Annotated in this window: 19 protein-coding genes; 11 read left to right on the top strand and 8 right to left on the bottom strand. The window is 61.1% G+C overall.

The window, feature by feature from the left end:
- The first annotated feature begins 73 nt into the window (after positions 1-73).
- Positions 74-2,728, top strand: coding sequence for a DNA mismatch repair protein MutS (mutS, locus tag CRI93_RS02195; RefSeq protein ID WP_098060962.1), 2,655 nt, complete (start codon positions 74-76; stop codon positions 2,726-2,728).
- 397 nt (positions 2,729-3,125) lie between these two features.
- On the opposite strand, the gene CRI93_RS02190 is transcribed toward mutS, so the two are convergent.
- The 3 genes from CRI93_RS02190 to CRI93_RS02180 form a co-directional block, all read right to left on the bottom strand.
- Complete coding sequence (locus CRI93_RS02190) at positions 3,126-3,935, bottom strand: class I SAM-dependent methyltransferase (RefSeq protein ID WP_098060961.1); 810 nt, start codon at positions 3,933-3,935, stop codon at positions 3,126-3,128.
- Positions 3,936-4,332: 397 nt separating this feature from the next.
- Positions 4,333-6,120, bottom strand: coding sequence for a methylmalonyl-CoA mutase family protein (locus CRI93_RS02185; protein ID WP_176521627.1), 1,788 nt, complete (start codon positions 6,118-6,120; stop codon positions 4,333-4,335).
- Positions 6,117-6,662, bottom strand: a complete 546-nt coding sequence (locus tag CRI93_RS02180) for an RNA methyltransferase (protein WP_098061055.1) — start codon at positions 6,660-6,662, stop codon at positions 6,117-6,119. Before CRI93_RS02180 ends, CRI93_RS02185 begins: the two co-directional genes overlap by 4 nt.
- A 135-nt stretch (positions 6,663-6,797) precedes the next feature.
- Between CRI93_RS02180 and CRI93_RS02175 the strand changes: the two genes are divergently transcribed.
- The 5 genes from CRI93_RS02175 to CRI93_RS02155 all read left to right on the top strand — a co-directional run bounded on the left by CRI93_RS02175 (position 6,798) and on the right by CRI93_RS02155 (position 13,103).
- Positions 6,798-7,424: a hypothetical protein gene (locus tag CRI93_RS02175; RefSeq protein ID WP_098060959.1), complete on the top strand. Its 627-nt coding sequence runs from the start codon at positions 6,798-6,800 to the stop codon at positions 7,422-7,424.
- Between the two features lie 37 nt (positions 7,425-7,461).
- Positions 7,462-8,169 (top strand): (d)CMP kinase, encoded by a 708-nt coding sequence (gene cmk, locus CRI93_RS02170; RefSeq protein WP_098060958.1) that lies wholly within the window; start codon positions 7,462-7,464, stop codon positions 8,167-8,169.
- A 215-nt stretch (positions 8,170-8,384) separates the two neighbouring features.
- Entirely contained in the window at positions 8,385-10,991 is a 2,607-nt protein-coding gene (gene rpsA / locus CRI93_RS02165; RefSeq protein WP_098060957.1) for a 30S ribosomal protein S1, read from the top strand.
- Positions 10,992-11,147: 156 nt separating this feature from the next.
- Positions 11,148-12,566, top strand: a complete 1,419-nt coding sequence (locus CRI93_RS02160) for an NAD-dependent malic enzyme (RefSeq protein ID WP_098060956.1) — start codon at positions 11,148-11,150, stop codon at positions 12,564-12,566.
- A 42-nt stretch (positions 12,567-12,608) separates the two neighbouring features.
- A complete protein-coding gene (locus tag CRI93_RS02155) occupies positions 12,609-13,103 on the top strand; it encodes a GIY-YIG nuclease family protein (RefSeq protein ID WP_176521626.1) in 495 nt (164 codons plus the stop codon).
- Between the two features lie 188 nt (positions 13,104-13,291).
- Here the strand turns inward: CRI93_RS02155 and CRI93_RS15740 are convergent, their stop codons facing one another.
- A complete protein-coding gene (locus CRI93_RS15740) occupies positions 13,292-13,360 on the bottom strand; it encodes a hypothetical protein (protein WP_483869235.1) in 69 nt (22 codons plus the stop codon).
- A gap of 306 nt (positions 13,361-13,666) precedes the next feature.
- Positions 13,667-15,418: a DEAD/DEAH box helicase gene (locus CRI93_RS02150; protein WP_098060954.1), complete on the bottom strand. Its 1,752-nt coding sequence runs from the start codon at positions 15,416-15,418 to the stop codon at positions 13,667-13,669.
- 308 nt (positions 15,419-15,726) lie between these two features.
- Between CRI93_RS02150 and CRI93_RS02145 the strand changes: the two genes are divergently transcribed.
- Entirely contained in the window at positions 15,727-16,026 is a 300-nt protein-coding gene (locus tag CRI93_RS02145; RefSeq protein WP_098060953.1) for a nucleotidyltransferase family protein, read from the top strand.
- A 44-nt stretch (positions 16,027-16,070) separates the two neighbouring features.
- Here CRI93_RS02145 and CRI93_RS02140 read toward each other — a convergent pair whose 3' ends face one another.
- Both CRI93_RS02140 and CRI93_RS02135 read right to left on the bottom strand, forming a co-directional pair.
- Positions 16,071-16,415, bottom strand: coding sequence for a HepT-like ribonuclease domain-containing protein (locus CRI93_RS02140; RefSeq protein ID WP_098060952.1), 345 nt, complete (start codon positions 16,413-16,415; stop codon positions 16,071-16,073).
- On the bottom strand, positions 16,399-16,674 hold the full coding sequence (locus tag CRI93_RS02135) for a nucleotidyltransferase family protein (RefSeq protein WP_176521625.1): 276 nt from the start codon (positions 16,672-16,674) through the stop codon (positions 16,399-16,401). The genes CRI93_RS02140 and CRI93_RS02135 overlap by 17 nt, the downstream gene beginning before the upstream one ends.
- Positions 16,675-16,893: 219 nt before the next feature.
- On the opposite strand from CRI93_RS02135, the gene CRI93_RS02130 reads away from it, so the two are divergent.
- From CRI93_RS02130 to CRI93_RS02115, 4 genes are all read left to right on the top strand, one after another.
- On the top strand, positions 16,894-18,468 hold the full coding sequence (locus CRI93_RS02130) for a tetratricopeptide repeat protein (protein ID WP_098060950.1): 1,575 nt from the start codon (positions 16,894-16,896) through the stop codon (positions 18,466-18,468).
- A 634-nt stretch (positions 18,469-19,102) separates the two neighbouring features.
- Positions 19,103-19,945 carry a SirB1 family protein gene (locus CRI93_RS02125; protein WP_176521624.1) on the top strand — a complete coding sequence of 281 codons (843 nt, stop codon included), beginning with the start codon at positions 19,103-19,105 and terminating at the stop codon, positions 19,943-19,945.
- Between the two features lie 28 nt (positions 19,946-19,973).
- Positions 19,974-20,447 (top strand): hypothetical protein, encoded by a 474-nt coding sequence (locus tag CRI93_RS02120; RefSeq protein ID WP_098060948.1) that lies wholly within the window; start codon positions 19,974-19,976, stop codon positions 20,445-20,447.
- 239 nt (positions 20,448-20,686) lie between these two features.
- Positions 20,687-22,819 carry an amino acid permease gene (locus CRI93_RS02115; RefSeq protein ID WP_098060947.1) on the top strand — a complete coding sequence of 711 codons (2,133 nt, stop codon included), beginning with the start codon at positions 20,687-20,689 and terminating at the stop codon, positions 22,817-22,819.
- Positions 22,820-22,927: 108 nt separating this feature from the next.
- Here the strand turns inward: CRI93_RS02115 and pruA are convergent, their stop codons facing one another.
- Positions 22,928-24,571: an L-glutamate gamma-semialdehyde dehydrogenase gene (gene pruA, locus CRI93_RS02110; protein WP_098060946.1), complete on the bottom strand. Its 1,644-nt coding sequence runs from the start codon at positions 24,569-24,571 to the stop codon at positions 22,928-22,930.
- Between the last annotated feature and the right edge of the window lie 67 nt (positions 24,572-24,638).

The raw sequence follows: 24,638 nt of genomic DNA, 5'->3' as shown, positions 1-24,638 counted from the left end.
ATCGCTTGCTTGCCAGGGCTCCTGCAAGCCTGTCTCGTTGTTCTGTTTTGGCTGATCCGCTGCGTATCCCCCTATGGTAACCTCTACGAAAAAAGGCCGCACGCCGCTGATGCGGCAGTACTACGGCATCAAGGAGCGTCACCCAAAAGCGGTGCTGCTCTTTCGCATGGGCGATTTCTACGAGACGTTCGATGAGGATGCGAAGACGGTAAGCCGCATTCTGGGGATTACGCTGACCACCCGCAACAACGGCGAGGCCGACGATGTGCCGATGGCGGGCTTTCCGCATCACTCTGTGGATAGCCATCTGCCGAAGCTCATCCGCTCGGGGCTGCGTGTGGCGATCTGTGAGCAGGTCGAAGATGCCAGCAGCTCCAGCGGCAAGGTCGTGGATCGCGATGTGGTGGAGGTGGTGACGCCCGGGGTGTCGTTTCGCGATCAGCTCCTGAATCCGAAGCAGTCGACCTATGTGGCGGCGGTACACTGGGACGGCGACACAGCCGGCGTATCCTTTCTGGATGCAACGACCGGCGAGTTTGCGGTGACGGAAGTGGCGGCCCCGGACGTGCTTCCGTTATTGCAATCCATTGCGCCTTCCGAAATCCTCGTCGACAAGCGTCAGAAGGGGCGCGTGCCCGATCGCATGGCGAAGGAGGTGGCGGTGACGCCGCAGGAAGACTGGGTCTTTGGCTATGACTTTGCCTACGAAACCCTTACGCAGCACTTTGACACGCACTCGCTGAAGGGATTCGGCGTGGAGCACATGGACACCGGACTCGTGGCGGCAGGGGCGGTGCTGCACTACCTGCAGGAGACGCAGAAGGGCGCGGTGCCGCACATCCGGCGGATCCAGCGGTACGAGCAGGACGAGCACATCGCCCTCGACGCCGAAACCAAGCGCAACCTGGAGTTGGTGCGTCCCATGCAGGAGGATGCCGAGGGCGCGCTCATCGACATGCTGGATACGACGCAGACCCCAATGGGCGCGCGGCTCCTGCGCTCATGGCTGGTGCGTCCATTGCGCGACGTGGATGCGATTCAGGCACGGCAAGACGCGGTGGCGCACTGGGTGGATGCGCAGTCTGATCGCGCTGATCTGCGCGAAGAACTGGCGCAGGTGGGCGATCTGGAGCGCCTGGCCAGCAAGGTGGTCACCGGACGCGCGCGTCCGCGTGATTTGATTGCGATCAAGCTCACGCTGAAGCAGCTGCCGCGCCTCAAGCCGTTTGTTACGAATACCGGATGCGATGCGCTGGCGGCGCTGAACGACGCCCTGACGCTGTGCCCGGACGTGGTCGATCACATCCAGGAGGCGCTCGTCGACGATCCGCCCGCTAAGATCAGTGAGGGCGGACTCATCCGCGACGGCTACAGCGACGAGCTTGACGAGTTGCGGGACGTGGCCTCGTCGGGGAAGCAGTGGGTGGCGGACATGGAGCAGGAGGAGTCCGAGCGCACGGGCATTCCGTCGCTCAAAGTCGGGTTCAACAAGGTGTTTGGCTACTACATTGAGGTCACGAACACCCACACCGAGAAGGTGCCCGACCGCTACATCCGCAAGCAGACGCTGGTGAACTCCGAGCGCTACATTACGCCGGAGCTGAAGGAGTATGAGGAGAAGATCCTGACGGCGGAGGAGAAGATTGAGCAGCTGGAGCATGAGCTCTTCAACGAGCTGCGCATGGTAATTGCCGAGCACACGCCGCGCCTCCAGGATAATGCGCATCAGTTGGCGCGTCTGGATGTGTTTGCGGCGCTGGCCCACGGGGCCGAGACGCACAACTACGTGCAGCCGACCGTGGACGACAGCCTCGTGATCGACATTGAGGCAGGGCGGCATCCGGTGGTGGAGCGCTCGCTGCAAGCAGGCGAGGCGTTCATTCCGAACGATGTGCGCGTAGATCCGGACTCTCAGCAGGTGCTCATCATCACCGGACCCAACATGGCCGGGAAGAGCGTGGCGCTGCGCCAGACAGGACTCATTGTGCTGCTGGCGCAGATCGGCGCGTTTGTGCCCGCCGATTCCGCCCACATCGGCGTGGTGGACCGCATTTTTACCCGCGTGGGCGCCTCCGACAACCTGTCCGCGGGCGAGAGTACCTTTCTGGTGGAGATGAACGAGACGGCGAACATCCTGAACAACGCGACATCACGCTCGCTTATCCTGCTGGATGAGGTGGGGCGCGGGACAAGCACGTTCGACGGCCTCTCGATTGCCTGGGCGCTGGTGGAGTACCTGCACGAGCAGCCCGAGGTAGCCGCGCGTACGCTCTTCGCCACGCATTATCACGAGCTGAACGCGCTGGCGGAGCGCCTGGACCGCGTGCGCAACTATCGCATCCAGGTGCAGGAGCACGACGGTGAGATCATTTTCCTGCGCAAGCTCGTGGCGGGCGGGGCTGATCATTCGTACGGCATCGAGGTGGCGCGCATGGCGGGACTGCCCGACCTCGTGATCCACCGCGCCCGCGAGATCCTGGCGCACCTGGAGCAGCAAGACCTGGCGGTGGACACCGAAGGCACCGCGAATCCTGATGCCGCCGCCCCTGACGCCGAGGAGGTGCCGGATATGGAGGACGGCGTGATGGGCCAGATGTCGCTCTTTCAGCAGGCCGATCCGAAGGCCGAAGCGCTCAAAGAAGCCGTGCAGTCCATTGACCCCAACCGCATGACGCCCATCGAGGCGCTGATGAAGATTGCGGAGTTGAAGAAGATGCTGGAGGGGTAAGTGTGGAGGGTTGGAGGTGTGAGATGAACAGCGTTTTGCTCTGGCGTCTTGATGTCTGGTATAAGCCAGCAGGTCCGTGCCAAAAGGGCAGGAGATGGTTCGGCGCACTTCGCTCGCTCACCATGACATGTTTTTGTATGTTGTCATCCTGAGCGGAGCATCTGCGCTAAGCAGATGCGCAGCCGAAGGATCTCCCGCACGCCCAGCAGCGCCGCGCACCCGGTGCGTGCTCGTCAACGGAGGGAGAGATGGTTCGACGTGCTCCGCCCCGACTACCGTCGGATCTCCGCGTGCTCACCATGACAACTCTCGTAGGATGTTGTCTTGAGTACCGTCCGACGAATGTCGCTCCGACCCCTGTCGGAGGAAGGATCTCCTACACGCCCGGCACCACCCCTCACCCAGCAGGCTTTTCGAAGATGAGGAAATGCTGCTGTGGGAGCATATCCAACGTCTCCACCCATTCGAGGCCAACCGCCTGCATCTCGCGGCGTGCCTGCGCCTCACTCATCTTATGTAGTGGCTTGATGGGGACGCTGGGATCCTCTTTGCGATACTCGACCAGGTAAACGCGTCCGCCAGGTTTGAGCGAGCGCACCAGCGCGGTCATCATTTCGCGGGGATGCGAGAACTCGTGATAGGCATCCACCATGAGGGCAGCGTTGAGCGTGTCGGGTGGGAGGCGCGGGTCTTGGATGGTGCCCTCTACGGGCGTGACGTTCGTGCGCCCTTCGTCTTCCATACGGACTCGGATGCGCTGGAGCATCTCGGGCTGAATGTCGACAGCAAAGACGCGGCCGTTCGGCACGTTCGGGGCAATGCGAAATGTGAAGTAGCCCGTACCCGCTCCAATATCGGCGACCACATCGCCGGGCGACAGCCGCATGCTATCGACGACGAGGTCGGGGCGCTCCTCGTCCTCGCGCGACGGACGCTCCAGCCACTGCGCGCCGCGATGGCCCATCACTTTAGAGATCTCGCGTCCCATGTACACCTTGCCAATGCCGTCGCGGCTGGGCGTGGTCTGCTGGTAGACGTCGCTGGTATCCGAGGTCTGGGCCGTGGCCTCTCCAGACGAGGCGGGGGCGTCTGGCAGGCTGGGGGCATCGGTCTGGGCACAGCCGGTGACGGCTGCAACGCACAGCAGCGCGGTTGTCAGCAGCGTCCACGCGGGGTGGCTTCGGTTCGTTGCGGGAAAGATCGTCATCGCATCAAGCCATGGATGAAAAGAAGCGTGATGCGTAGACGGAGGCGGCGACCTGTTGTGCCGTTTAGTAGGCAGGCGTAACGACCTTGTGCCGCACGGGCGTTTGATCGCCATAGCCTGCTATCAAAGACTGTCATCTTGAGCGCCGCAGATGCATCAGGCATCTGCAGAGCCGAAAGATCTCCTGCACGCTCGGCAGCGCCTCTCATCTCGCGTCTCGCGGGCTTCTGCTGAACTCCGGGGAGATGGTTCGACTCCCGGCTTCGCCGCTCGCTCACCATGACACGTCTTATTATTATAAACTGTCATCCTGAGCGTATGCCGACAGCTGTCGGCAGAAGTCGAAGGATCTCCCGCACGCCCGGGACTCCGCCGCTCTCCATTGTGCGGGAGGTAATCAAGCCCCAAGCGCATCCGCAAGCTGGCGGAGGCGCTGCAGGGTGGGCGCGCCGCGATGCAAAAGCAGGTCCACGGCCTGGGCGTTGGGCACGGCCTTGGGCGGAGCTGCGGCTATGGTGATGGCGTCGACCGTGTCGGTAGGAGCCTGGTCGAGGAGCGCGGCCAGGGTGTCGTCGTCGGCGCACCACACCACCACGTCAGGCGTGTGTTCATGGAGGGCGTCGATGGCGTCGTCGATGCTGTCGTAGCCGAGCGGTTCGATGAGGCGGAGACCCAGGCAGCCTACGATATTCCGTGCAAACGTGGCACGGGCGCTTCGCATGGAGGGTGTGCCTACAGGCGCAATCAGAGCGGTGGGGCGCGGTTCAAGCTGTTGCACGCGTAGCCGCAGCGCGTCGTATCCCGCTGAAAGTGAAAGCGGCTGTACCCATGCGGGCGGTTGGTGGTGGAAGTGCTGCTGCGCTGGAGAGGCGGACGGCGTTGCCTGTGGGGTGACGGGCGTGTCGGGATCGGGGTAGTGGTTCGTGCCCACGAGCACATCAGTACGGGTGGCGATGCGCATGCGCCGCTCCTCGCGGGTGATGCGAACGCGTGTCTGCAGAAAATCATCGGCCCAATTTGGCAACCCGCCTGTGTCTTCGATCTGCTGGAAGCGACTCCACGCGGCCTCGGCCAGGCGGTCGGTGGCCTGCTCCAGGTAGTACGCCCCGGCAGCGGGATCAGCCACGCGGTGCAGGTGCGCCTCGTGCTTCAGGATGAGCTGCGTGTTGCGCGCCAGGCGGTCGGCATTGGCGGCTTCGTCGTGCTCGTCGCGGCGGAAGGGCTGCACGGTGAGCTGCTCCACCCCGCCGATGACTGCGGACGCGCTCTGCGTGGCGGCGCGCAGCAAGTTGGCGTGTGGATCGAAGAGGGTGTGCGAGCGTGGCGAGGTCTCGGCGTAGAGCGTAACATCCGAGGGCGACAGCACAGGCGCGGTGTCGTGCATCTCGGCGTAGGCCTGCGCTACTTGCGGAAGCAACAGGCGCAGCGCGCGCAGCTTGGCAATCTCCAGAAAGTATGACGTATCCACCGCCACCAGCACGCGGTGGGGCAGTCCGCCCGAGAACGCCTCGGCGCCCTGTGTGGCCAGTGCCTGCGACCAGCTGCCCAGCGCCAGCGCCAGCTCGTCGGCCATAGGGAGTCCGGCGTTGTGGGGCAGGCGGGCATCCACCATGATCGGATGCGCGGGGCGGTGCAGCGGAGCGGGTAGCTCAGCCTCAGCAGGCACATGCCGCATGGCGCGCAGCAGGTGCGGATCGGCGTAGGTGAGGGGCGTGTCGGCGCCCAGGTCGGACTGCGCGATCACCGCCCAGGCATCAGCGCCGCCATCCAGGTGGACGTCGGTGTCGTGGTGGGCTGCGGTGTCGAGTGCCGTCCGCAAAGCAGCAGAGAGGTCGGCGGAGGCATCCGTACCGGCGGCGGTGACGACAATGCGGCCCGCTCCGCCCGTGCAGGCCGCGTTAATGCGATCGGCCAGGTCAGGCGCATCGAGCGGGAGGCGCTGGGCAATCGTCCAGTCGTTGGCTGCGGGGCCGGATTGGCGCATCGCCCGACCCGAAACGCCCTTTTGCACGTGCGGAAGCGCGTCGGTATCGGCGCGGCGATAGAACGCACGCAGGTCAATGCCTTCAAGCGGCTGCCAGGTCAGCGTATCCGCAAAATCATCGCCCAGATCGCGGCGCAGGCGGTCGTGCCAGTCCTCGGTGGGCGTGGGTGGAAAGTCGAGCGAGAGCGGAGCGTCGGTCATGCGTGGGTTGATGACGGTGAGCGATAACGGCGGACAAGATCGTAGACAGCAATGCCGAATGCAACCGACACGTTCAGCGACTGCTTGGCGCCGTACTGCGGGATTTCCAGTGCCACATCGCATACGTCGAGCACGTCGCTATCGATGCCGTGCACCTCGTTGCCCAGCACCAGCGCCAGCGGAAAGGCATCCGCTGCAAGCTCAGCAGGCGGCTGCGAGGCATCGGTAAGCTCCAGCGCCGCAATGGTATAGCCCTGGCTGCGCAGATCCTCCAGTAGGGCGAGCACATCGTCTTCGGTCGACCACGGCACCAGATCTTGCGCGCCAAGCGCGGTCTTGTGCAGATCCTTGTGATCCGGTGTGCCCGTGTATCCCGTCAAGTACAGATGCTCAATGCGCGCCGCATCACCCGTACGAAACAGCGCCCCCACGTTGTAGATAGACCGAATATTGTGCGCCACGACCGATACCGGGTGCCGGGGCAAGTCCGCAAGCTCCTCCGGGTTGGGGCGGTCGATTTCATCCCAAGCAAGTTTGCGCATGAACGGGCTATCGTTGACATTGAAAGACAGTTGTTGTACTCCGATTGCAGGCGTCCCCACAGGTTCCAGGGGGAAGCGGAGCATCGGCGCCTTCGGACGATCATTTTGTTTTCTTTCTCCACACTCCATCGATTTATGTCTACCTGCTCTCTGGAGGCGAAGGCACGTGCCTGGATGCCGTACCTATTCCTGGTGCTCGTGTCCCTGACCCTGACCAGCTGTCAGACGCTGCGCGAGGTGGGACAGCTCCGCAATGTGGACTTCCGCCTCGACCGCGTCACCAACGCGCAACTGGCCGGCGTAAACCTGAGCCAGCTGGAACGTCCCGAGGACTTGGGCCCGGTCGATCTGCTGAACATCGGCAATGCAGTGCGGCGCGGCGAGGTACCGCTCTCATTCTCGGTTATCATCGAAGGCACCAATCCCGCCGACAACAGCATGAGCGCGCGCATGACCGCGCTGGACTGGACGCTGCTTTTGAACGAGCGCGAGACGATTAGCGGTGCGTTTGCTGAAGAGACGGTGTTGGAGCCCGGCGTGCCCACCGATATTCGCTTTCCGGTGGAGCTGAACCTGGTCGAGTTCTTCGATGGCGGTGCCCGCGACCTGGTGAACCTGGCGCTGTCGCTTGCAGGAGATGGGCCACCCACGAACGTACAGTTTCAAGCGGAGCCCACCATTCGCACGCCCCTTGGCCCGATGCGCTACGGGGAGCCTATCACCATCGTACACCGCACCGTGGGCAACGACGCGGCCCAATAAGTCTATGAATCTGTTATTGCAATAAAACATATACTCTGTGATTATCACCATTGATGGCCCTGCTGGGGCTGGAAAGAGCAGCACCGCCCGCGCCGTAGCCGAGCGGCAGTCGTTTCGCTATCTGGATACGGGGGCGCTCTACCGTGCTGTGGCGCTGGCGTTTGTAGAAGCCGAGGTCACACCGACAGATGAAAAGGCCGAGGCGCTTCTCAGCGACTGCACCATCGACCTGCAGTTTGACGATGCGGGCACTCTGCGCGTGCTACTGAACGACGCTGAGGTGACCGACGCCATCCGCACCTCTGAAGTGGGCGATATGGCCAGTCAGGTGGCGGCACTGCCTGCGGTGCGCGAGGCGTTACTCCCCGTACAACGCCAGATCGCCACGCGGTGGAGCCAGTCGACCGGCGGCGTCGTTGCTGACGGGCGTGATACCGGGACGGTCGTCTTTCCGCAGGCCGACCTGAAATTCTTTATGGACGCAAGTCTGGAGGAACGCGCCCGCCGCCGCCATGAAGAGTACCAGAGCGATCCCAATGAAGAGGCGCCCCCGCTCGAAGCCGTGCGCGACGAGATCCGCCGCCGCGACGCACACGACCGTGAGCGCGCCCTGGCCCCGCTGCGTCGGCCCGACGATGCCGTTTCTATTGACACTACATCAATGACGTTCGAAGAACAGGTGGAAGCCATCGAAGCGCTCATTGAGCGAGCAAAAGTGGGAACGGACCCTTCGTCTTCCCATTGAACAGTGTTCCGGATGCACATGACAGGCTGTGCCGACCGTAGGCACATGCCAGCGAGCTGTCAGGCATCCGATCCCCCTGTTCGTACTCATTCATCGCGTTGGTTCGCTGGTCCAACCCACACCTGCCCATGGTGCATCTTTAACGTAATGCAGCGGCCCTTCTATGCCTGCTGTTAAGCACCACGCGGCGTATACCCCTCGTTTCCCAAACATATATGGCCGAACAAGAAAAGCAAGCACCCCCTCAAAATACTCCCGATGCCGACGACGTAGCCACGGCCGAAGAGGCCGAGGCCGCGCCCGTGTCTACGGAAGCCGACGCCGCTGACCCCACGTCAGCCGATGCGCTTCCGGACGAAGACACTGCCGACGTCCCTGACTCCGGCGCGCCAGAGGCAGACGCTTCTGACGTGCAGGACGCTGATGACGTGGATGCCGAGGCCGAAGCTGAAGATGCGGACGCTGAAGCCGAAGTGGTTGACCGCGACCCGCCGCCCGAAAACGTAGACCGCCTGCTGGCTGAAGCGGTGGCTACTGCCTCTGAAGAGGTTGGCATCCCAACCAGCGATGACTTCGACTTCGACGCGACCCAGGTTGACGATCCGGGACTTACCGTCTCGCTCGCTGATCTGGAGCGCACTGAAGAGAACCAGGGCTTCAGCGGCCAGGTTGTTGGTCGTACCGTCACGCTTGACGAGCTCGAAGAGTACGAGCGGTCACAGACCGCCGACCCGGTGTATGACCAGTTTCGCGACTTGGTCGACCGCACCAGCATCGACGTGCGGGAGCAAGACATTGTGCAGGGTCGTGTGCTCAAGGTGAGCGAAGACCATGTGGTCATCGACATCGGCTATAAGAGCGACGGCATTGTCTCGCGCGATGAGTTCGGCGAACACCTCCAGCGCGGTGATACCGTCGAGGTTTACCTGGATTACAAGGAAGACCGCGAAGGGCAGCTCGTGCTTTCGAAAGAGAAAGCCGACAAAGTCCGTCGCTGGCAGCGTATTGAAGAGATCTACGAGAACGAGGAGATTGTGGAAGGTACGATCATCCGCCGTATTAAGGGCGGTATGATTGTGGAGCTCTTCGAAGGGCTCGAAGCGTTCCTGCCGGGTTCGCAGATCGATGTGCGCCCCGTGCGCGACTTCGATGCGTATCTGGAGAAGCGCATGGAGTTCAGAATTGTGAAGCTGAACCCCTCGAACGAGAACATCGTGGTGTCGCACCGCGAACTCATTCAGGAAGAGCTCGAAGAGCAGCGTCAGCAGATTCTGTCGCAGCTCGAAGTGGGACAGGTGCTGCAGGGTACCGTCAAGAACATCGTCGACTTTGGGGTCTTCATCGACCTCGGCGGTGTCGACGGCCTGCTGCACATCACCGACCTGTCATGGGGCCGCGTGTCGCACCCAAGCGAAGTGGTCGAACTCGACCAAGAAATCCAGGTGGTGGTGCTCGACTACGAAGAAGAGCGCCAGCGCATCTCGCTGGGTCTGAAGCAGCTTCAGCCACATCCGTGGGACGACATCGGCGAGAAGTACGACGAGGACGAAACCGTTGAAGGGAAAGTCGTCTCGATCACCAACTACGGCGCTTTTGTGGAACTGGAGAAAGGCATCGAGGGCCTTGTCCACATCAGTGAAATGTCGTGGACGCGCCATATCAACCACCCCAGCCAAATGGTATCGCTGGGACAGCTGGTGGAGGTCAAAATCCTCAATATCGACGAGGAGGACAAGAAGATCTCCCTCGGTATGAAGCAGCTGGAGCCCGACCCATGGGACGGCATCAGCGACCGCTACCCGGCAGGTACGGTGCTCACCGGTACCGTGCGCAACATCACCAACTTCGGCGTCTTTGTCGAAATTGAGCCGGGCATTGATGGCCTCGTCCACATCAGCGATCTGTCGTGGACGAAGAAAGTGCGCCACCCGGGCGACATGGTCAAGAAGGGCCAAGATATGGATGTGCAGATCCTCAACATCGACGAGGATCGTCGGCGCATCTCGCTGGGCCACAAGCAGGTGAAAACCAACCCGTGGGATCAGTTCGAGAGCGCCTACAGCGAAGGCACCGACACGGAAGGCGAAGTTGTCCGCGTAGAAGACAAGGGCCTCGTGGTGGAACTGCCGCTCGACGTGGAAGCGTTCGTGCCGGGCAGCGAACTGAAGAACGGCCCGCGCGACTTCCAGAATCATTACTTTGAAGGCGACGAACTGGAGCTGCGCGTCATTCGGTTTGACAAGAGCCGGAAAGACATCGTGCTCAGCGAAACGGCCAAAGAACGCCAAGAGCGTCAGGCCGAGAAGCGGAAAGAGCGCCAAGAAGAGCGCCGCGAGAAGCAAGAGCGTCGCCAGGCAGTCGACCAGTACACGGAAGAGAGCCAGCCGTCCTCCTCGGGCGGAAGCGATGATCCGGATCCGACGTCGGGTCCGACCACGCTGGGTGAACTCAGTGGACTGGGCGATCTGAAGCGCGAGATGCAAGCTGCCGAACAGGCCGCTGCGCGCGAAGCCGATATCGAAGCTGAGCAAACCGAAGAGGTTGCGCAGGCTGAAGAGCCCGAAGAAGCTGAAGCGACTGAAGATGCCGAAGCGGCAGAACAAGCCGACGAGGCCGAAGCAGACGATGAGGCTGATGAAGGCGACGACGCGGAAGAAGCCGGATTTCCGGATGACTTTCCGCACGTAAGCCGTCTTGAATCGGCGGGCGTGACCTCGCTCGACGAGCTTCGCTCGTACGACGACTTTGAAGAGATTGATGGCATTGGCTCTTCCTACGCCGAAGACCTGCGCAACGCGCTTGATGCGCTCGAAAACGCATAACGCACGCTGCGCACCCGACCCATAATGCCGCCTGGGGCAGTCTCCACTACTGGAGGCTGCCCCTTTCTGTTGGCCGTGCTCTAAAACCTTGTGTCCGATAGACATGTGGGCAACGGCTGAAGCGTCTCGCATCCCCCTGTACTTACAAACATTTGAATGCACTCCGAAGAGTACGTCCCCACTGCAAGCAATTCGATTACAGCGCGCCTGGCGATTGAGAATAAGCCGGGCATGTTAGCTGAGATAACATCAACCATTGGCAAGCATGGAGGCAATATTGGCGCCATTGACATTGTACGGGCACGCGACAGCGTGCTGGTGCGTGACATTACCATCAACACGCGCAGCGATGACCATGCGCGTACAATCATCACGCACCTGGGCGACCTGAAAGGTGTGCGGGTGGTGGATGTGTCAGACCGCACGTTCTTGCTGCATCTGGGCGGCAAGATTGAGGTAAACAGCAAGGTGCCGCTGCGTACGCGCGACCAGCTGTCGATGGCATATACGCCGGGTGTAGCGCGGGTGTGCGAGGCGATTCATGACCGTCCGGATGACGCGCATCGCCTCACCATCAAGAGCAACACGGTGGCGGTGGTGTCTGATGGTACGGCCGTGCTCGGACTGGGCGACATTGGGCCCGAAGCTGCCATTCCAGTCATGGAGGGCAAGGCACAGCTCCTGAAGGAGTTTGCCGGGGTAAATGGCTTTCCGATCTGCCTGGATACGACAGATGTAGACGAGATTGTGGATACGGTGGTGCGGATGGCACCGGTTTTTGGTGCAATCAATCTGGAAGACATCGGCGCGCCGCGCTGCTTCGAGATTGAGGATCGGCTGCGCGAGCGGCTCGACATCCCCGTCTTCCACGACGATCAGCACGGCACCGCCGTCGTCGCTGTTGCTGCGCTCATCAATGCGCTTAAGATTGTAGACAAGACGCCCGAGTCGCTGAAGGTGGTGCTCGTAGGCATTGGCGCAGCAGGCACGGCCGTGACGCACATGCTGCAGAACATGGGCATTGAGAACATCATTGGCGTGGACCGTCAAGGGGCGGTTACGCGCGATCGCACGGATCTGAACAAGGCCAAGCGGGCGTACGCGGCCCAGACGAATCCACACAACCTAACTGGCTCGCTCAGCGAAGTCATGGACGATGCGGATGTGTTCATCGGGCTGTCGGGGCCAAACGTAATCGACGTAGACGACCTGCACCGCATGGCCGACGACCCGATTGTCTTTGCAATGGCAAACCCAGAGCCGGAAATCCGTCCCGAGAAGGCGTACCCGCACGTAGCGGTGATGGCCACCGGGCGCAGCGACTACCCGAACCAGATCAACAATGTGCTGTGCTTTCCGGGGATGTTCAAGGGTGCGCTCGCCTGCCGGGCTACCGACATCACCGATGGGATGAAGCTGGCGGCGGCCTACGCGGTGGCGGATACCATCGACGACGCCAGCCGGACGGCGGATTATATCGTGCCGAGTGTGTTTGATAAAGCTGTGGTAGACCGTGTGGCCGAGGCCGTAGAAGCGGCGGCGCACGAAGAAGGCGTCGCCCGCACACGTTCGTAACGAGCAATGATGCTGACCCTTGCTATTGTATCCGTTATTGCAATGAACAAATCACCGCTGCTGAAAAGCGATACAGGGACGTATCTGCTTGTCATGCAGTGCAACGAGGAACAAATTGTAGAAGTCGGTGCCCAAGGAACGGTCGTGCTGCAGAGCGGCGTATATCTGTACGCGGGGAGTGCCTTTGGTCCGGGTGGAATTGCAGCCCGTGTACGTCGCCACGCCCGTACCGACCACGCTCAGCACTGGCACATCGACTACATCCGTCCACACTGCACGCTGCAGGGCGCATGGGTCAGCTATGCGGATACAAAACTGGAATGCACCTGGGCACGCGCACTACTGGATACTAACAGTACATCCGTTCCGAAGAAGGGACTGGGCAGCTCCGACTGCGGATGCTGGGCGCACTTTATGCGGTGGGAGGCAGAAGGAAAGGTTTCCTATCGGACGGTGCGCCAGCAGATCGAAGCTGTGCTGCAGGAGGCCTGTCCTGATGCAACTCCCGTGTGGGTAGAGACGAGTCAGACAACCTGATATCTGTTATTGCAATATAAATGTGTTTACGTTAAGCTGATTTGTGCATCATTTCAGAATTGGGATGCACAAATCAGCCGGGACAATTAAGGCAAATAACCCTTAGATAGAGATCTGACAGGTCTTCGGAGACCTGTCAGATCTATTCTGGCCCCCATCGGCAGACTAATGGCTATCTTGCCTGCAGGTCAATCGGGGCCGACGGTGATGCGACCGTCTTGCGGGCGGCGTTTCTCGGCAATGTCGAGTTCGGCCATGATCTTGATGCGCGCGGTCAGCTCCGGCTGGCGGCGGAGGCCGGGCCGCGGATCTCGGCCTCGGAGGGCGCATCACCGGAGCCGCCCACCGCATAGACGCGCAGGTCATCAAAGTACGCGGGCACACCGTCGGTGCCGGTGTGGTGGGTAATGGCTTCCAGCCGCTGCCACTGCCTGGTGGCGGTGTAGACGTCTTTCGCCGGGTAGTACTACTGGCCTCCGGCTCTGTACTTGAGCTGGATGCTGGGACGTTCGTGCCCGGTGGGGGCTTTGAGACTGGGGGCGAGTGTCTAACCACGCAGGGTCTCAAAACAGCCGCTTCATCTGCGTGCAGCGCTCCAACCACTTCTTTTTCTTTTCGAGCTGTTGGATGCTCATGTTGGCCTGCTTTACCCGAAACCGCTCTTTGGCCTTCTGGTGGACATCACGGATGTGAATGGATTTGCCGCGATCCTGAAGCAGAAAGGCGAGCGACGACGCCAGTTCGCTACACTCTTTCCGCAGCGCCTCCTCGCGGGCCTTCACGTCGAGTCCGTTCCCGCCGGGTGTGGACGGCTGACTGCCCTCAAAGGCTTGTCGTCGCACACGCAAGCGCCCGGAGTTCTCCATCTCTACGCGGTGCGTTTCGAACGAGCCTTCGCTCACCTGCTGCATCGACCAGCCGCTACGGTCGCTGTCCTCCGTGGTCTTCTCGGGCGGTGTCCGGTTTGCATTCTCCTTCCGGGTTCGGATGCCCTCCTGCACCTCACGCGTCATCCAGTTGAGGGTGTCAGAGAGCCCCAGATCGCCCGATGCGAACACATCGCACACGTTGGCGTCCTCGGACCACGGCGCAAAGTAGCGCATCCCCCGAAAGATCTGCTGCAGGCACTTCGATCGGGCACTCACCAGGTCGAGCTTGGCAATGACGCTAATCGATTTGATGTCGGTGCCCTCGCCGATCATATCGACCTGCACCATCACGTCCACCTCGCCGTTGCGGTAGGCATCCAGGCGCTCCTCGCGCTCCTGCGGCGGCACATCCTGTCCGATGCGCGTGACCGAGAGCCAGCCGTAGCGGCGCTGCATGAAGTCGAGCACGTCGGCAGCGTGGCGGTTGCTCATGCAGATGACGAGCATCTGGTGGTTGCGGACGGCCGTGCCGTGTTTGCCCCGATGCTGCGCCCGCTTCGACTGCAGGCGTCCCACTGCCGGACCAATCAGTGTGTCGAGGTAGACGTCGTGAAAGCGCAGGTTGCGACGCGCAAAGTAGCGATCGAGCGTCGCGGTATCCGCCGAAATGTCGTTTTTGAGCTCGGCGAGCGTGCATTCGACGGTTTCGCCCGAGTTCTCCTCCTGCATCGTGATGGTGTAATCGACCACGTGTGCCTCTACGCGCTTCAGGATTTCGCCCTCGGCATGCGCATCGCGGAGCGAAACCTCGTGCAGGGCGCGGTAGAAGGTGGATTCGGTGCCGTCGTCGTGCGAGATGGTGTCGTGCGGCACGCCAAAGAGCGGCTCCCCATCGCTGCGGATGGGCGTGCCCGAGAGTCCGATGAGCGCCTCATGCGAGAGATTATCCACCGCATCCGACCACGCACTTTCTTGGGGCAGGTGATGGATTTCGTCGAGCACAAACAGCGTATCCCCCTGATTGCAATACTGTTGCAGCGCCTGATTGCCGCTCGATCCGCACGCATACTGGTACGTGGCAATGACGACGGGAATGTCCCGATTTTTGAGGAAGACCGCATCCGAATCCGCAATCGAAAAGGGGAGGCGCGGCCCGCCAATCCATTGCAGCATCTGCGCCAGCTCCTGCGGATCGGCGTACTGGTCGCGCAGGTTGCCCCGCGGCACAAAGACCACGAGCTGATCGCAGACGCCCATCGCCCGCGCCACGCAGAAGGACGCCAGCGCAATGAGGGTCTTGCCGTATCCGGGCACGAACACGCCCAGATGGTGACGCTCGCCGCGCTCGTAGGCGGCTGCGAGCTTCCGAAGGAACGTGCGCTGGCCGTCGCGGAACGTGAAGTCGGGGGCCGGATGCAGACCTGGAAGGCGCACAGAGCGTTTCATGCAGACGAGGGACTGGTGGATGCAGAGGCAGTGTGTTGTTAACAGGTTCTAATGTATGCACTACGCGGAGCCGCGTAAACCCACCCCGGCCCCGTCTCTGCAAAATACATCGGGTCTTGCTGGAAGCGCTTGTTTTTTTTGAGAGGGCACACGTATTCGAAGACGCGTCAGCATCCCTCCCCCTAAATCCCCCCTCCTCTGAGGGACTTGGGAAGGGGCCGAGCCTACGCTGTGAGTTGCATATGACCCCGAACCCTACAAGCTGGATATTGAGTATAGAACAAAAAGCACCACGCTCCTTCCGTCTTATGACTACGCTCGCGGACATAAAGCAGACGCTCTACGACGAGATGCCGTATCTGCGTGAGCGCTATCACGTAGACCAGATCGGCATCTGTGGGTCGTTTGTGCGGGGCGATCAGAACGCCGAAAGTGGTGTGGACCTGCTTGTCACGTTTACCGAAATGCCAGATCTACTGACTTTTGTTAACTTAAAACGCTACCTTAAGCACTCGCTGGACCGGGATGTAGATCTGGGTATGCCGTCGGCTCTGAAAGAGGGCTCGGCCGCTGACAACATCCGACGTGAGGTTCAATACCTTGGGTAACGTCTTATCTGATCGTCACCATCCACTACTTCCATTCTCAATTTTTAACCTCCACTTTTCTGCAATTGCTGCTCCACGAACTGCTTTAGAGTAGGAAGATCATGATGTACAGCTTCCCAGACCACTTTCAGATCAATGTTCAGATAACCGTGCGCAATGCGGTTTCGCATTCCAATAATAGCATGCCAGGGGATTTCGCTATGCTCCTGCTGAAAGTCATCTGAGAGATGCCGACTTGCTTCGCCGATGATCTCAAGCTGGCGTATAACGGCATCATGCCGCATCGTATCATTCTCGAACATGAGTTGGCTTACACCCGATGTGTATGCCTCGATTTGGCAGATCGCATCACGAATGTGAAGCAGATACAGCCTATTTGTCGTCTTCATACAGCACTATCAGATCTGTAGCTACCGATGTCATGTGTCTGCTCAGGGCGCGCTCGGTGACAAGCTCGACCGGACGCCCCAACAGCTGATGCAATTCCTCTTCCAAGGCAAACCATTGGAGCCCAAGCGGCGGGCGTTCGTCGTCAGGGCGGAGGGTGAGAAGCACATCGATGTCACTGTCCGGCGTTAGGGCGCCTCGGGCGGCCGATCCGAACAGCGCAATCCGGGAGGCATAGGGCCGAAGCCTCTCAACCAGCATAGCCCGATGTTCAGGTCGTATGCGCGATCCAGTCGTTCCCATTGTGCAGATCTAGTTGGATTTGAAAGGCGTGTGGGTCTCTTATTCAGTCGGTCGGTGTCCGGTTCAATGATACGCTACACCTCAGTAGCACGAGGGTGCTCGCGTTCCCCGGAATCACAGTCCGCCCCATGCGGTGTAAGAATCCGCTCGCGTTCTACGAATCACCGACGCCGCCCGATGACCGATTTCCGATCCTGCATCCGTTCGTGTGGGCTGGCGGGGCTTCTGCTCCTCGGCTCCGTACTGCTCGCATCCGCCCAAGACACCCAGCTGGGAGAAACTGAATTCCCTACCTCCGGGGCACCCGAGGCCCACGAGGCGTTCATGGAGGGGCTGCTCCTGCTGCATAGCTTTGAGTATCAGGACGCGCGGACGGCCTTTCAGACGGCCCAGTCGCGCGACTCGACCTTCGCCATGGCCTACTGGGGCGAGGCCATGACACACAACCATCCGCTGTGGTATCAGCAGGATGCGGAGGCGGCGCGCGCGGCCCTGAACGAGTTGGCGCCGACCGCAGAAGACCGTCTAAATCATGCGCCTACCGATCGCGAGAAGGCGTATCTGCGGGCGGTGCATACGCTCTATGGCGACGGATCGAAGCAGGAGCGCGATCATGCGTACCGGACGGCGATGACAGAGGTGGCCGAGCAGTTTCCCGAGGATCTCAATGCGCAGGCCTTCCACGCGCTCTCGATTCTGGGCACCAGCCACGACGGACGCGATACGCGCCTCTACATGCAGGCCGCGGCCATCGTCGAAGAGGTGTTCGATGCGAATCCGCAACACCCCGGTGCGGCACACTATCTGATCCACTCGTACGACGATCCCGTCCACGCCCCACTCGGACTCCGGGCGGCCCGCGTCTATTCCGACATTGCTCCCGACGCCGCCCATGCGCTGCACATGCCCGCACATATCTTCTCAGCACTCGGACAGTGGGAGCGCGCCGCCGAACTCAACACGCGCTCCTGGCAGGCCAGCGTCGATCGCATGGAGCGGCAGGAGCGGTCCATCGAGGCGCGTAGCTACCACGCGCTCTGGTGGCTCGCGTATGAGCAGTTGCAGCAGGGCCAGCACGCCGCCGCCGAGTCCACAATCGACACTATGCACACCGCCATCCAGCAGCGGCCCGATGCAGGCACGCACCAGGCGCATTTCGTGCGGATGCGAGCCGCGCATCTGGTCGAGACGCAGGACTGGACGCATCCCATCACCGATATCGCCGTCGATCCCGAGGACCTGAGTCTGCTCGACGCGGCCACCGATGCCTTCGCGATGGGCTGGCGCGCCGTAGCCCAGGACAATCTCGACACGGCCCAGCGCCGTCACGATGCGCTCCGCACGCGCCTTGACAACGCCCCCGATGATAATACCACCGCCCGTGCCACGCTCATGGCCGAGCAGCTCCGTGCACTCATCGTGCAGGAGCAGGAGGGTTTAGAGGCCGCTCTCGCCATCATGGAGTCGGCTGTCGAAGAGGCGGAAGCACTGCCCCTCCGGTACGGTCCGCCGCGCCCCGTGAAGCCCGTACACGAGCTCTACGGCGATATGCTGCTTGCGGTGGACCGTCCGACCCAGGCGCAAACGCAGTACCGTATCGCCCTCGACCGGGCCCCGCGCCGTGCGTGGGCCACCCGTGGCTGGGCCCGCGCTGCCGGGGCGGCGGGCGATACCGAGACTGCCCAAGAGGCCAACGCCCAACTCCAGTCCATCTGGAGCCATGCCGACGATGCCGTCCAGGCTGCACGCTGAGCCCCAGCCCCGCGCATCCGCAAAGAATACAAACACTTGCTACAAACGACTGCCTGCGGGGCAAGAGCTTGTAGTGCGGCTTCACACATCAATCTTTGGGGAGCAACGCTCCCTTCAGAAGCTGTCATCTTGAGCGTAGCAACTGCGCCCAGCAGGTGCGGAGTCCTGACACGAGCGAAGCGACTGATGAACGCAGTGAATAAAGATCTCCCCCGAAGTAGGCAAAGCCCCCTGTCCCGCCGTATCTGCCAAACGCCAAGGAGATGGTTCGACTGCGCTCACCATGACACGCTTCGTTGGAGGGGATAATTGCAGAGCAATCATCACAATGAGGGTTGAAAGAGCTTAGGCAATTCCTCGACTGCACTTGGAATGACATCGAAGAAGCGAAACCGCGACAGCATACAGTTTAGGGGGGAAACCGACGGCTCGCCTTGGTCCTGTCACCTGTTCCAGCCTCGTAGGCGCGGGGCGGTGTTGGACACTGGTGTGGCCCGCGTCAGGGAAAATGCCCGGCCCTCCACCTGTCACGAGCGGGGAATGGATGCCTCTCGTGCGAATCCAAACCGGATGTAGGTCGTGCAACACGCACACGTTAGCTTTAGTCCAACGGCCCGTGCGGCCCCGGTGTGCTATGTCTGCTTCGGTACAGGCGCTCGTTACGCTGCTCGACGACCCCGATGCCACGGTGCAAACCGCCGTGCGCAAGGAGTTATCCACGTACGGCCCCGATGAGCTTGCGGCGCTGCGCCAGCACATTCAGACCCTTGAGCCGGAGCGGCAAGAGGCGCTGTCGGAGCAGCTGCAGCCCCTGCACTTCGAGATGGTGGAGCGCGCCTGGCACGCTGTGCTCCGCAGCAGCACACCGAGTCTGGAACGCGGCGCGCTCTTGCTGTCGTGGTACCGCTACCCCGATGCCGACTTGCAAGACGCCCAGGCGCAGCTGGATACCATGGCCGCTTCGTTTCAGAAGGCGCATCCCAACCTCACTGGGCGCGACGCTGCGCTGCATCTGGCCGACTACATGGCCAACGAGTTGCACTTTGCGGGCAACCACGATGACTACGAGGACCCCGACAATAGCTTCCTGACGCGGGTGCTGAAGCGCCGCACGGGCATTCCCATTAGCCTGTCGGTGGTCTACCTGCTCCTGGGCCGACGCCTGAACCTGCCCGTGTACGGCGTCAACCTGCCACATCACTTTGTGGTGAAGTACCAGGACGAGCACAGCGAGGTGTTCATGGACCCGTTCAATGGCGGACAGCCGCTCTCGCGGGGCGACTGTGTACGGTTTCTGCTGAAGGCCAGCGTGCAGCCGCATGCTCAGCATTTTGCCGCAGCCCCCTCGAAATCCATTCTGCTGCGCATGGCACGTAACCTGCTCGTGTGGGCTGACCGCACGGGCAACACCGAGATGCACCGCGAACTGGCGGCGCTCATGGCCCCGTACGACCCCTCGGTCGAGCCCGATGCCTGACCCTGATGCATTGACCGCCCTTTCTGCTATGGCTACTCCTGCTGTCTTTCAGCACATTGACCATCCCGGCGATGCCTCCGTGGCCGTGCTGTACAGCCGCGCGGTGGGGCGTCCGGTGGGATGGCTCATGCTGCCGGTAATGGTGGGGGCACTGGTGCAGGCCCTGCAAGGCGCGCCGATCTTTCCGGAGGCATTTGTCGCTGCCGTCGGAGCACTCCTCGTGGCCAGCGGGTGGACGCACTTCCAGCTGCGCAACCGTGTGGTGGAGATTCGCCTGACCGGACATCGTATTGCGCTGCGTACCGCCTTTGATGTGGCGCGAGATGCCCCGGTCACGTGGGAGCCGCTGCTGCGAGCAAAGCGCCAGCGGGCGGGGCTGCATCTGTACGTAGGCGACCGCACCCTCCATCTGGATCCCAACGACTGGCCCGCTTACAGCCGCCTCAAGACGGCCGTGCGCCCCGACGATGCCCCCGAGCAGGCCCGCGTGTGTCCCTACTGATGTGTGTGTCTACCTGACAGGCCTTAACAATTTGGTTTCCCCCAACGGGCTCCGATGGCTTCTTTGGGAGCGCTTCCAAGGTTTACACGTGCTATGCCAATACGAAACGATTACTACGAAGCCTGCAGGTAGAGGAACGCCATGGCGACCGGTTGGGTACGGCTTTTTTCGACGTCAGGTGCTACATTCTATGAATGAGGCACTTGAATCGCCGCTCTCTTTTCGTTGTATCCGTGTTTATGGCTTCAGACTCGACGCTCGAAAAAAGTCTTACCCTGTACGACGTATACGCCATCAGCACCGGTGCCATGTTTAGCTCAGGGTTTTTCCTGCTCCCTGGGATTGCCGCTGCTGAAACGGGGCCGTCTGTGATTTTGGCGTACTTGGTGGCGGGCTTGCTCATTCTGCCGTCAATGTACAGCATGGCCGAGCTCTCTACGGCGATGCCCAAGGCCGGCGGTACGTACTACTTTCTGGATCGCAGCCTGGGTCCGCTGGCGGGCACCGTGGGCGGACTGGGTACCTGGCTGGCGCTGGTGTTCAAGAGTGCGTTTGCGCTTATCGGGATGGGAGCGTATCTGGCGATCTATGCTGATGTGCCCATCAAGCCGCTGGCGGCAGCCCTTGCGGTAGCCTTTGGTGTGCTTAACGTGGTGGGAGCCAAGGAAAGCAGCTGGCTCCAGCGCGCCCTCGTCACGGTGCTCGTAGGCGTGCTCACGTTCTATGTGGCCCAGGGCGTCTTTTCGGTGTGGGATGGATTCTCTGCATCCGGAAGTGCGGATGCCTTCACACCGTTCTTCACAGAAGGCGGCGGCGGATTCCTGGCCACCATCGGAATTGTATTTGTGTCGTACGCGGGCCTCACGAAGGTGGCGAGCGTTGCCGAGGAGGTCAAAAACCCTGATCGCAACATTCCACTCGGCATGATCCTGTCGCTGGCTACAGCAACCACTATCTATGTGGTGGGAGTGGCGATTATGGTGGCCGTGCTCCCGGGTGAGCAACTGAACTCCGACCTGACGCCGGTCTTTACCTCGGGCGAGGTTTTCTTCAACTGGCTTCCGTACTCGCTCGGCCCGATCCTGATTGTGGTCGCCGCGATCGCGGCCTTTGCATCCACCGGAAACGCAGGCATTATGTCGGCCTCGCGCTACCCGCTGGCCATGGCGCGGGATCGCCTGCTGCCGGATGGTCTCGCGCAGCTTGGGCGCTTCAAGACGCCGACGCGCTCCATCATTGTCACGGTGGGGCTGATGCTGGTGATTATCTTTGCGCTCTCGGAAGAGGGGGTGGCGAAACTGGCCAGTGCGTTCCAACTGCTTATCTTTGCATTTCTGAACTTTGCTGTCATTGTAATGCGCGAGAGTGAGATCCCGTCGTATGCGCCGGGCTATCGTTCGCCGCTCTACCCGTGGATGCAGATCGCCGGGATCTTTATCCCCGGCCTCCTGATCTCCGAAATGGGGACGCTCGCCATTGTATTCACTGCTATTGTAATCTTAGTTGGCATTGGATGGTACTTCTACTACGTGCAGAACGTACCGCGCGAGGGCGCTATCTTCCACTGGTTTGAACGCCTGGGGAAACAGCGCTATGACGGACTCGACCATGAACTGCAGGGCATCCTCGAAGAGAAGCGCGTCAGCGATGACACGGCTTTTGGGAAGCTGGTTGCCCGTGCGGAGGTTATACGGATTACCGAACCTACGATCTATGAGGAGATTGTAGGCCAGATTGCTACCCAACTGGCTGGCAAGCTCAACCTTTCCGCAGAGACGCTCAAGCATGATTTCTTAGACGGCACGCTGCACAGCGCGGTGTCGGTGAGCCACGGGGCGGCCCTACCATACTGCCAGATTGATGGCATCGACCAGCAAGAAATGGTCATGGTGCACTGTCAGTCAGGCGTCTGCATTGATGTCGAGAAGGCCGGCAGCCCGCTTGACACGTCCGAACCGGTCTACGCCTTCTTCTTCCTCGTAAGTCCAAGCGACGATCAGAGCAATCACTTGCGCACACTCGCAACGCTTGCCAATCGCATTGACGAGAACGGGTTTACCACGGAGTGGCGCGCAGCCGCTGATGAGAAGGCCATGAAGGAGAGCCTGCTTCATCATGAGCGCTACATTACGTTCTCTCTGCTTTCGGATACAAAAACGGAAGACTTCATTGACCGGCGCATCCGTGACCTGAATCTGCCGGCTGGCGTACTGGTGGCGCTTGTTCGCCGCAATGACCAGGTCACGATTCCGAATGGAGACTCTACGCTTCAGGAGGGCGATCAGATGACGGTCATTGGTGACCCAGCGGGTATCGAACGACTCTATGAGTTGTATCGTGGCGGTGCCAATGAGGAAAGCATTGTGCAGTGATAGCATACACCATGTCCAGAGCCACCCGATGCATCAGAAAAAGGGATGCGCAACGGCCCCTCGGCCCTGCGCATCCCTTTGTGATGTCCAGATGGTGACGTCCTTTTGTTATGCGTCCTTATCCGGCTGATGGAATGCATAGCCGTAGTGCGTAGGCGGATTGAACGTCTCTTTGATCGAGCGTGGTGAGATCCAACGGTGCAGGTTCAGCGCCGAGCCTGCCTTATCGTTTGTACCGGACTTACGTGCCCCACCAAACGGCTGCTGGCCGACCACTGCGCCGGTCGGCTTGTCGTTGATGTAGAAGTTGCCTGCCGAGTGCTCCAGGTGGTCCATCGTAGTACGAATGGCCGCCCGGTCTTCCGCAAATACGGCTCCCGTCAGCGCATAGGGCGAGGTGCTGTCGATGAGGTCGAGCGTGGCCTCGTAGTCGGCATCGTCGTACACGTAGATCGTGGTGACGGGACCGAAGATCTCTTCTTCCATCGACTCGTAGTGCGGATCCGTCGCCAGAATGACCGTCGGGTTGATAAAGTAGCCCGTGCTGTCGTCGTAATCGCCGCCAAAGAGGATCTCGGCGTCGTCGGAGGCTTTAGCTCGATCAATGTAGCCGGTAATCTCGTCGAACGCACGTTGGTCGATGACCGCGTTCACGAAGTTGGTTAGGTCCTCGGGCGGCCCTACCTGCAGGCTCTCAATCTGCTCGGCCAGTTCCTCTTTAATGGTCGGCCAGAGGGATTCGGGCAGGTAGATGCGCGACGAGGCGGAGCACTTCTGCCCCTGATACTCGAAGCTGCCCCGTACAATCGCAGTTGCCGTTTGGGCGGGATGCGCAGACGGGTGCGCCACAATGAAGTCCTTGCCGCCCGTTTCACCCACAATGGTCGGATACGTGCGATATGTGTCCAGATTCTCGCCGACGGTTTTCCACAGATGATCGAAGGTGGCCTTTGAGCCCGTGAAGTGGAGTCCGGCAAACTCGGGCGAGGCCATGGCGGGTGTACCCACGTCGGCGCCTTCATCGGCGGGCAGCATGTTAATGACGCCAGCGGGCATCCCCGCTTCTTCCAGAATCTGATAGAGGAAGTAGGCCGAGTAGACCGAGCGCGAGGCGGGCTTCCACAGCACCGTGTTGCCCATCAGTGCGGGGGCGGTGGGCAAGTTGCCCTGAATCGCCGTAAAGTTGAACGGGGTGATGGCCAAGACGAAGCCTTCGAGCGGACGGTACTGCACCTGGTTCCACACGCCCGGGCTGTTGTCGGGCTGCTCCCGGTAGATCTGATCGGCGTAGTGCACGTTGAAGCGCAGGAAGTCGATCAGCTCGCAGGCCGCGTCGATTTCGGCCTGATACACGTTTTTGCCCTGCCCCAGCATAGTGGCGGCATTGAGCGTGTGGCGCCACGGACCTGCAATCAGGTCGGCGGCGCGCAGGAAGATCGCCGCACGGTCGGTCCAGTCCATCGCGGCCCACTCGGCTTTAGCTTCGCGTGCGGCCTTGATGGCTTGCTCGACCTCGTTGGCTCCAGACTGGTGCACGGTGCCCAGTTCGTGCTGGTGGTCGTGGGGCACGCGTACGGAGCTCGGCGAGCCCGGATACACGGCGTCTCCACCGATGTACGCCGGAATCTCAACCGTCATGTCGCGAAGGCGCTCCAGTTCGGCACGGATGGCGCTTCGCTCGGGCGAGCCGGGGGCATAGCTAAGAACGGGTTCGTTCGTGGGGTTGGGCGGGGTGCTAAGCGCATTTTGCATGAGGCGATGTAGCCAGATTCGTAGAAAACAGCGGATGCGGTGCAGGCCTGTACCTCCCGTTGAAAGC

This window comes from Longimonas halophila (assembly GCF_002554705.1).
GTDB classification, from domain to species: domain Bacteria; phylum Bacteroidota; class Rhodothermia; order Rhodothermales; family Salinibacteraceae; genus Longimonas; species Longimonas halophila.
The sequence above is the reverse complement of the archived record's forward strand: the minus strand, read 5'-3'. Positions and strand labels throughout refer to the sequence as shown.

Coding starts and splice junctions, on each gene's coding strand:
- CRI93_RS02135 (WP_176521625.1), bottom strand. CDS start 16,674: ATGCTGGTTGAGAGGCTTCGGCCCTATGCCTCCCGGATTGCGCTGTTC.
- CRI93_RS02185 (WP_176521627.1), bottom strand. CDS start 6,120: ATGACCGACGCTCCGCTCTCGCTCGACTTTCCACCCACGCCCACCGAG.
- CRI93_RS02130 (WP_098060950.1), top strand. CDS start 16,894: ATGACCGATTTCCGATCCTGCATCCGTTCGTGTGGGCTGGCGGGGCTT.
- CRI93_RS02180 (WP_098061055.1), bottom strand. CDS start 6,662: ATGCGCAAACTTGCTTGGGATGAAATCGACCGCCCCAACCCGGAGGAG.
- CRI93_RS02115 (WP_098060947.1), top strand. CDS start 20,687: ATGGCTTCAGACTCGACGCTCGAAAAAAGTCTTACCCTGTACGACGTA.
- CRI93_RS02190 (WP_098060961.1), bottom strand. CDS start 3,935: ATGACGATCTTTCCCGCAACGAACCGAAGCCACCCCGCGTGGACGCTG.
- mutS (WP_098060962.1), top strand. CDS start 74: ATGGTAACCTCTACGAAAAAAGGCCGCACGCCGCTGATGCGGCAGTAC.
- rpsA (WP_098060957.1), top strand. CDS start 8,385: ATGGCCGAACAAGAAAAGCAAGCACCCCCTCAAAATACTCCCGATGCC.
- CRI93_RS02160 (WP_098060956.1), top strand. CDS start 11,148: ATGCACTCCGAAGAGTACGTCCCCACTGCAAGCAATTCGATTACAGCG.
- CRI93_RS02150 (WP_098060954.1), bottom strand. CDS start 15,418: ATGAAACGCTCTGTGCGCCTTCCAGGTCTGCATCCGGCCCCCGACTTC.
- pruA (WP_098060946.1), bottom strand. CDS start 24,571: ATGCAAAATGCGCTTAGCACCCCGCCCAACCCCACGAACGAACCCGTT.
- CRI93_RS02140 (WP_098060952.1), bottom strand. CDS start 16,415: ATGAAGACGACAAATAGGCTGTATCTGCTTCACATTCGTGATGCGATC.
- CRI93_RS02175 (WP_098060959.1), top strand. CDS start 6,798: ATGTCTACCTGCTCTCTGGAGGCGAAGGCACGTGCCTGGATGCCGTAC.
- CRI93_RS02145 (WP_098060953.1), top strand. CDS start 15,727: ATGACTACGCTCGCGGACATAAAGCAGACGCTCTACGACGAGATGCCG.
- CRI93_RS02125 (WP_176521624.1), top strand. CDS start 19,103: ATGTCTGCTTCGGTACAGGCGCTCGTTACGCTGCTCGACGACCCCGAT.
- CRI93_RS02120 (WP_098060948.1), top strand. CDS start 19,974: ATGGCTACTCCTGCTGTCTTTCAGCACATTGACCATCCCGGCGATGCC.
- CRI93_RS02155 (WP_176521626.1), top strand. CDS start 12,609: ATGAACAAATCACCGCTGCTGAAAAGCGATACAGGGACGTATCTGCTT.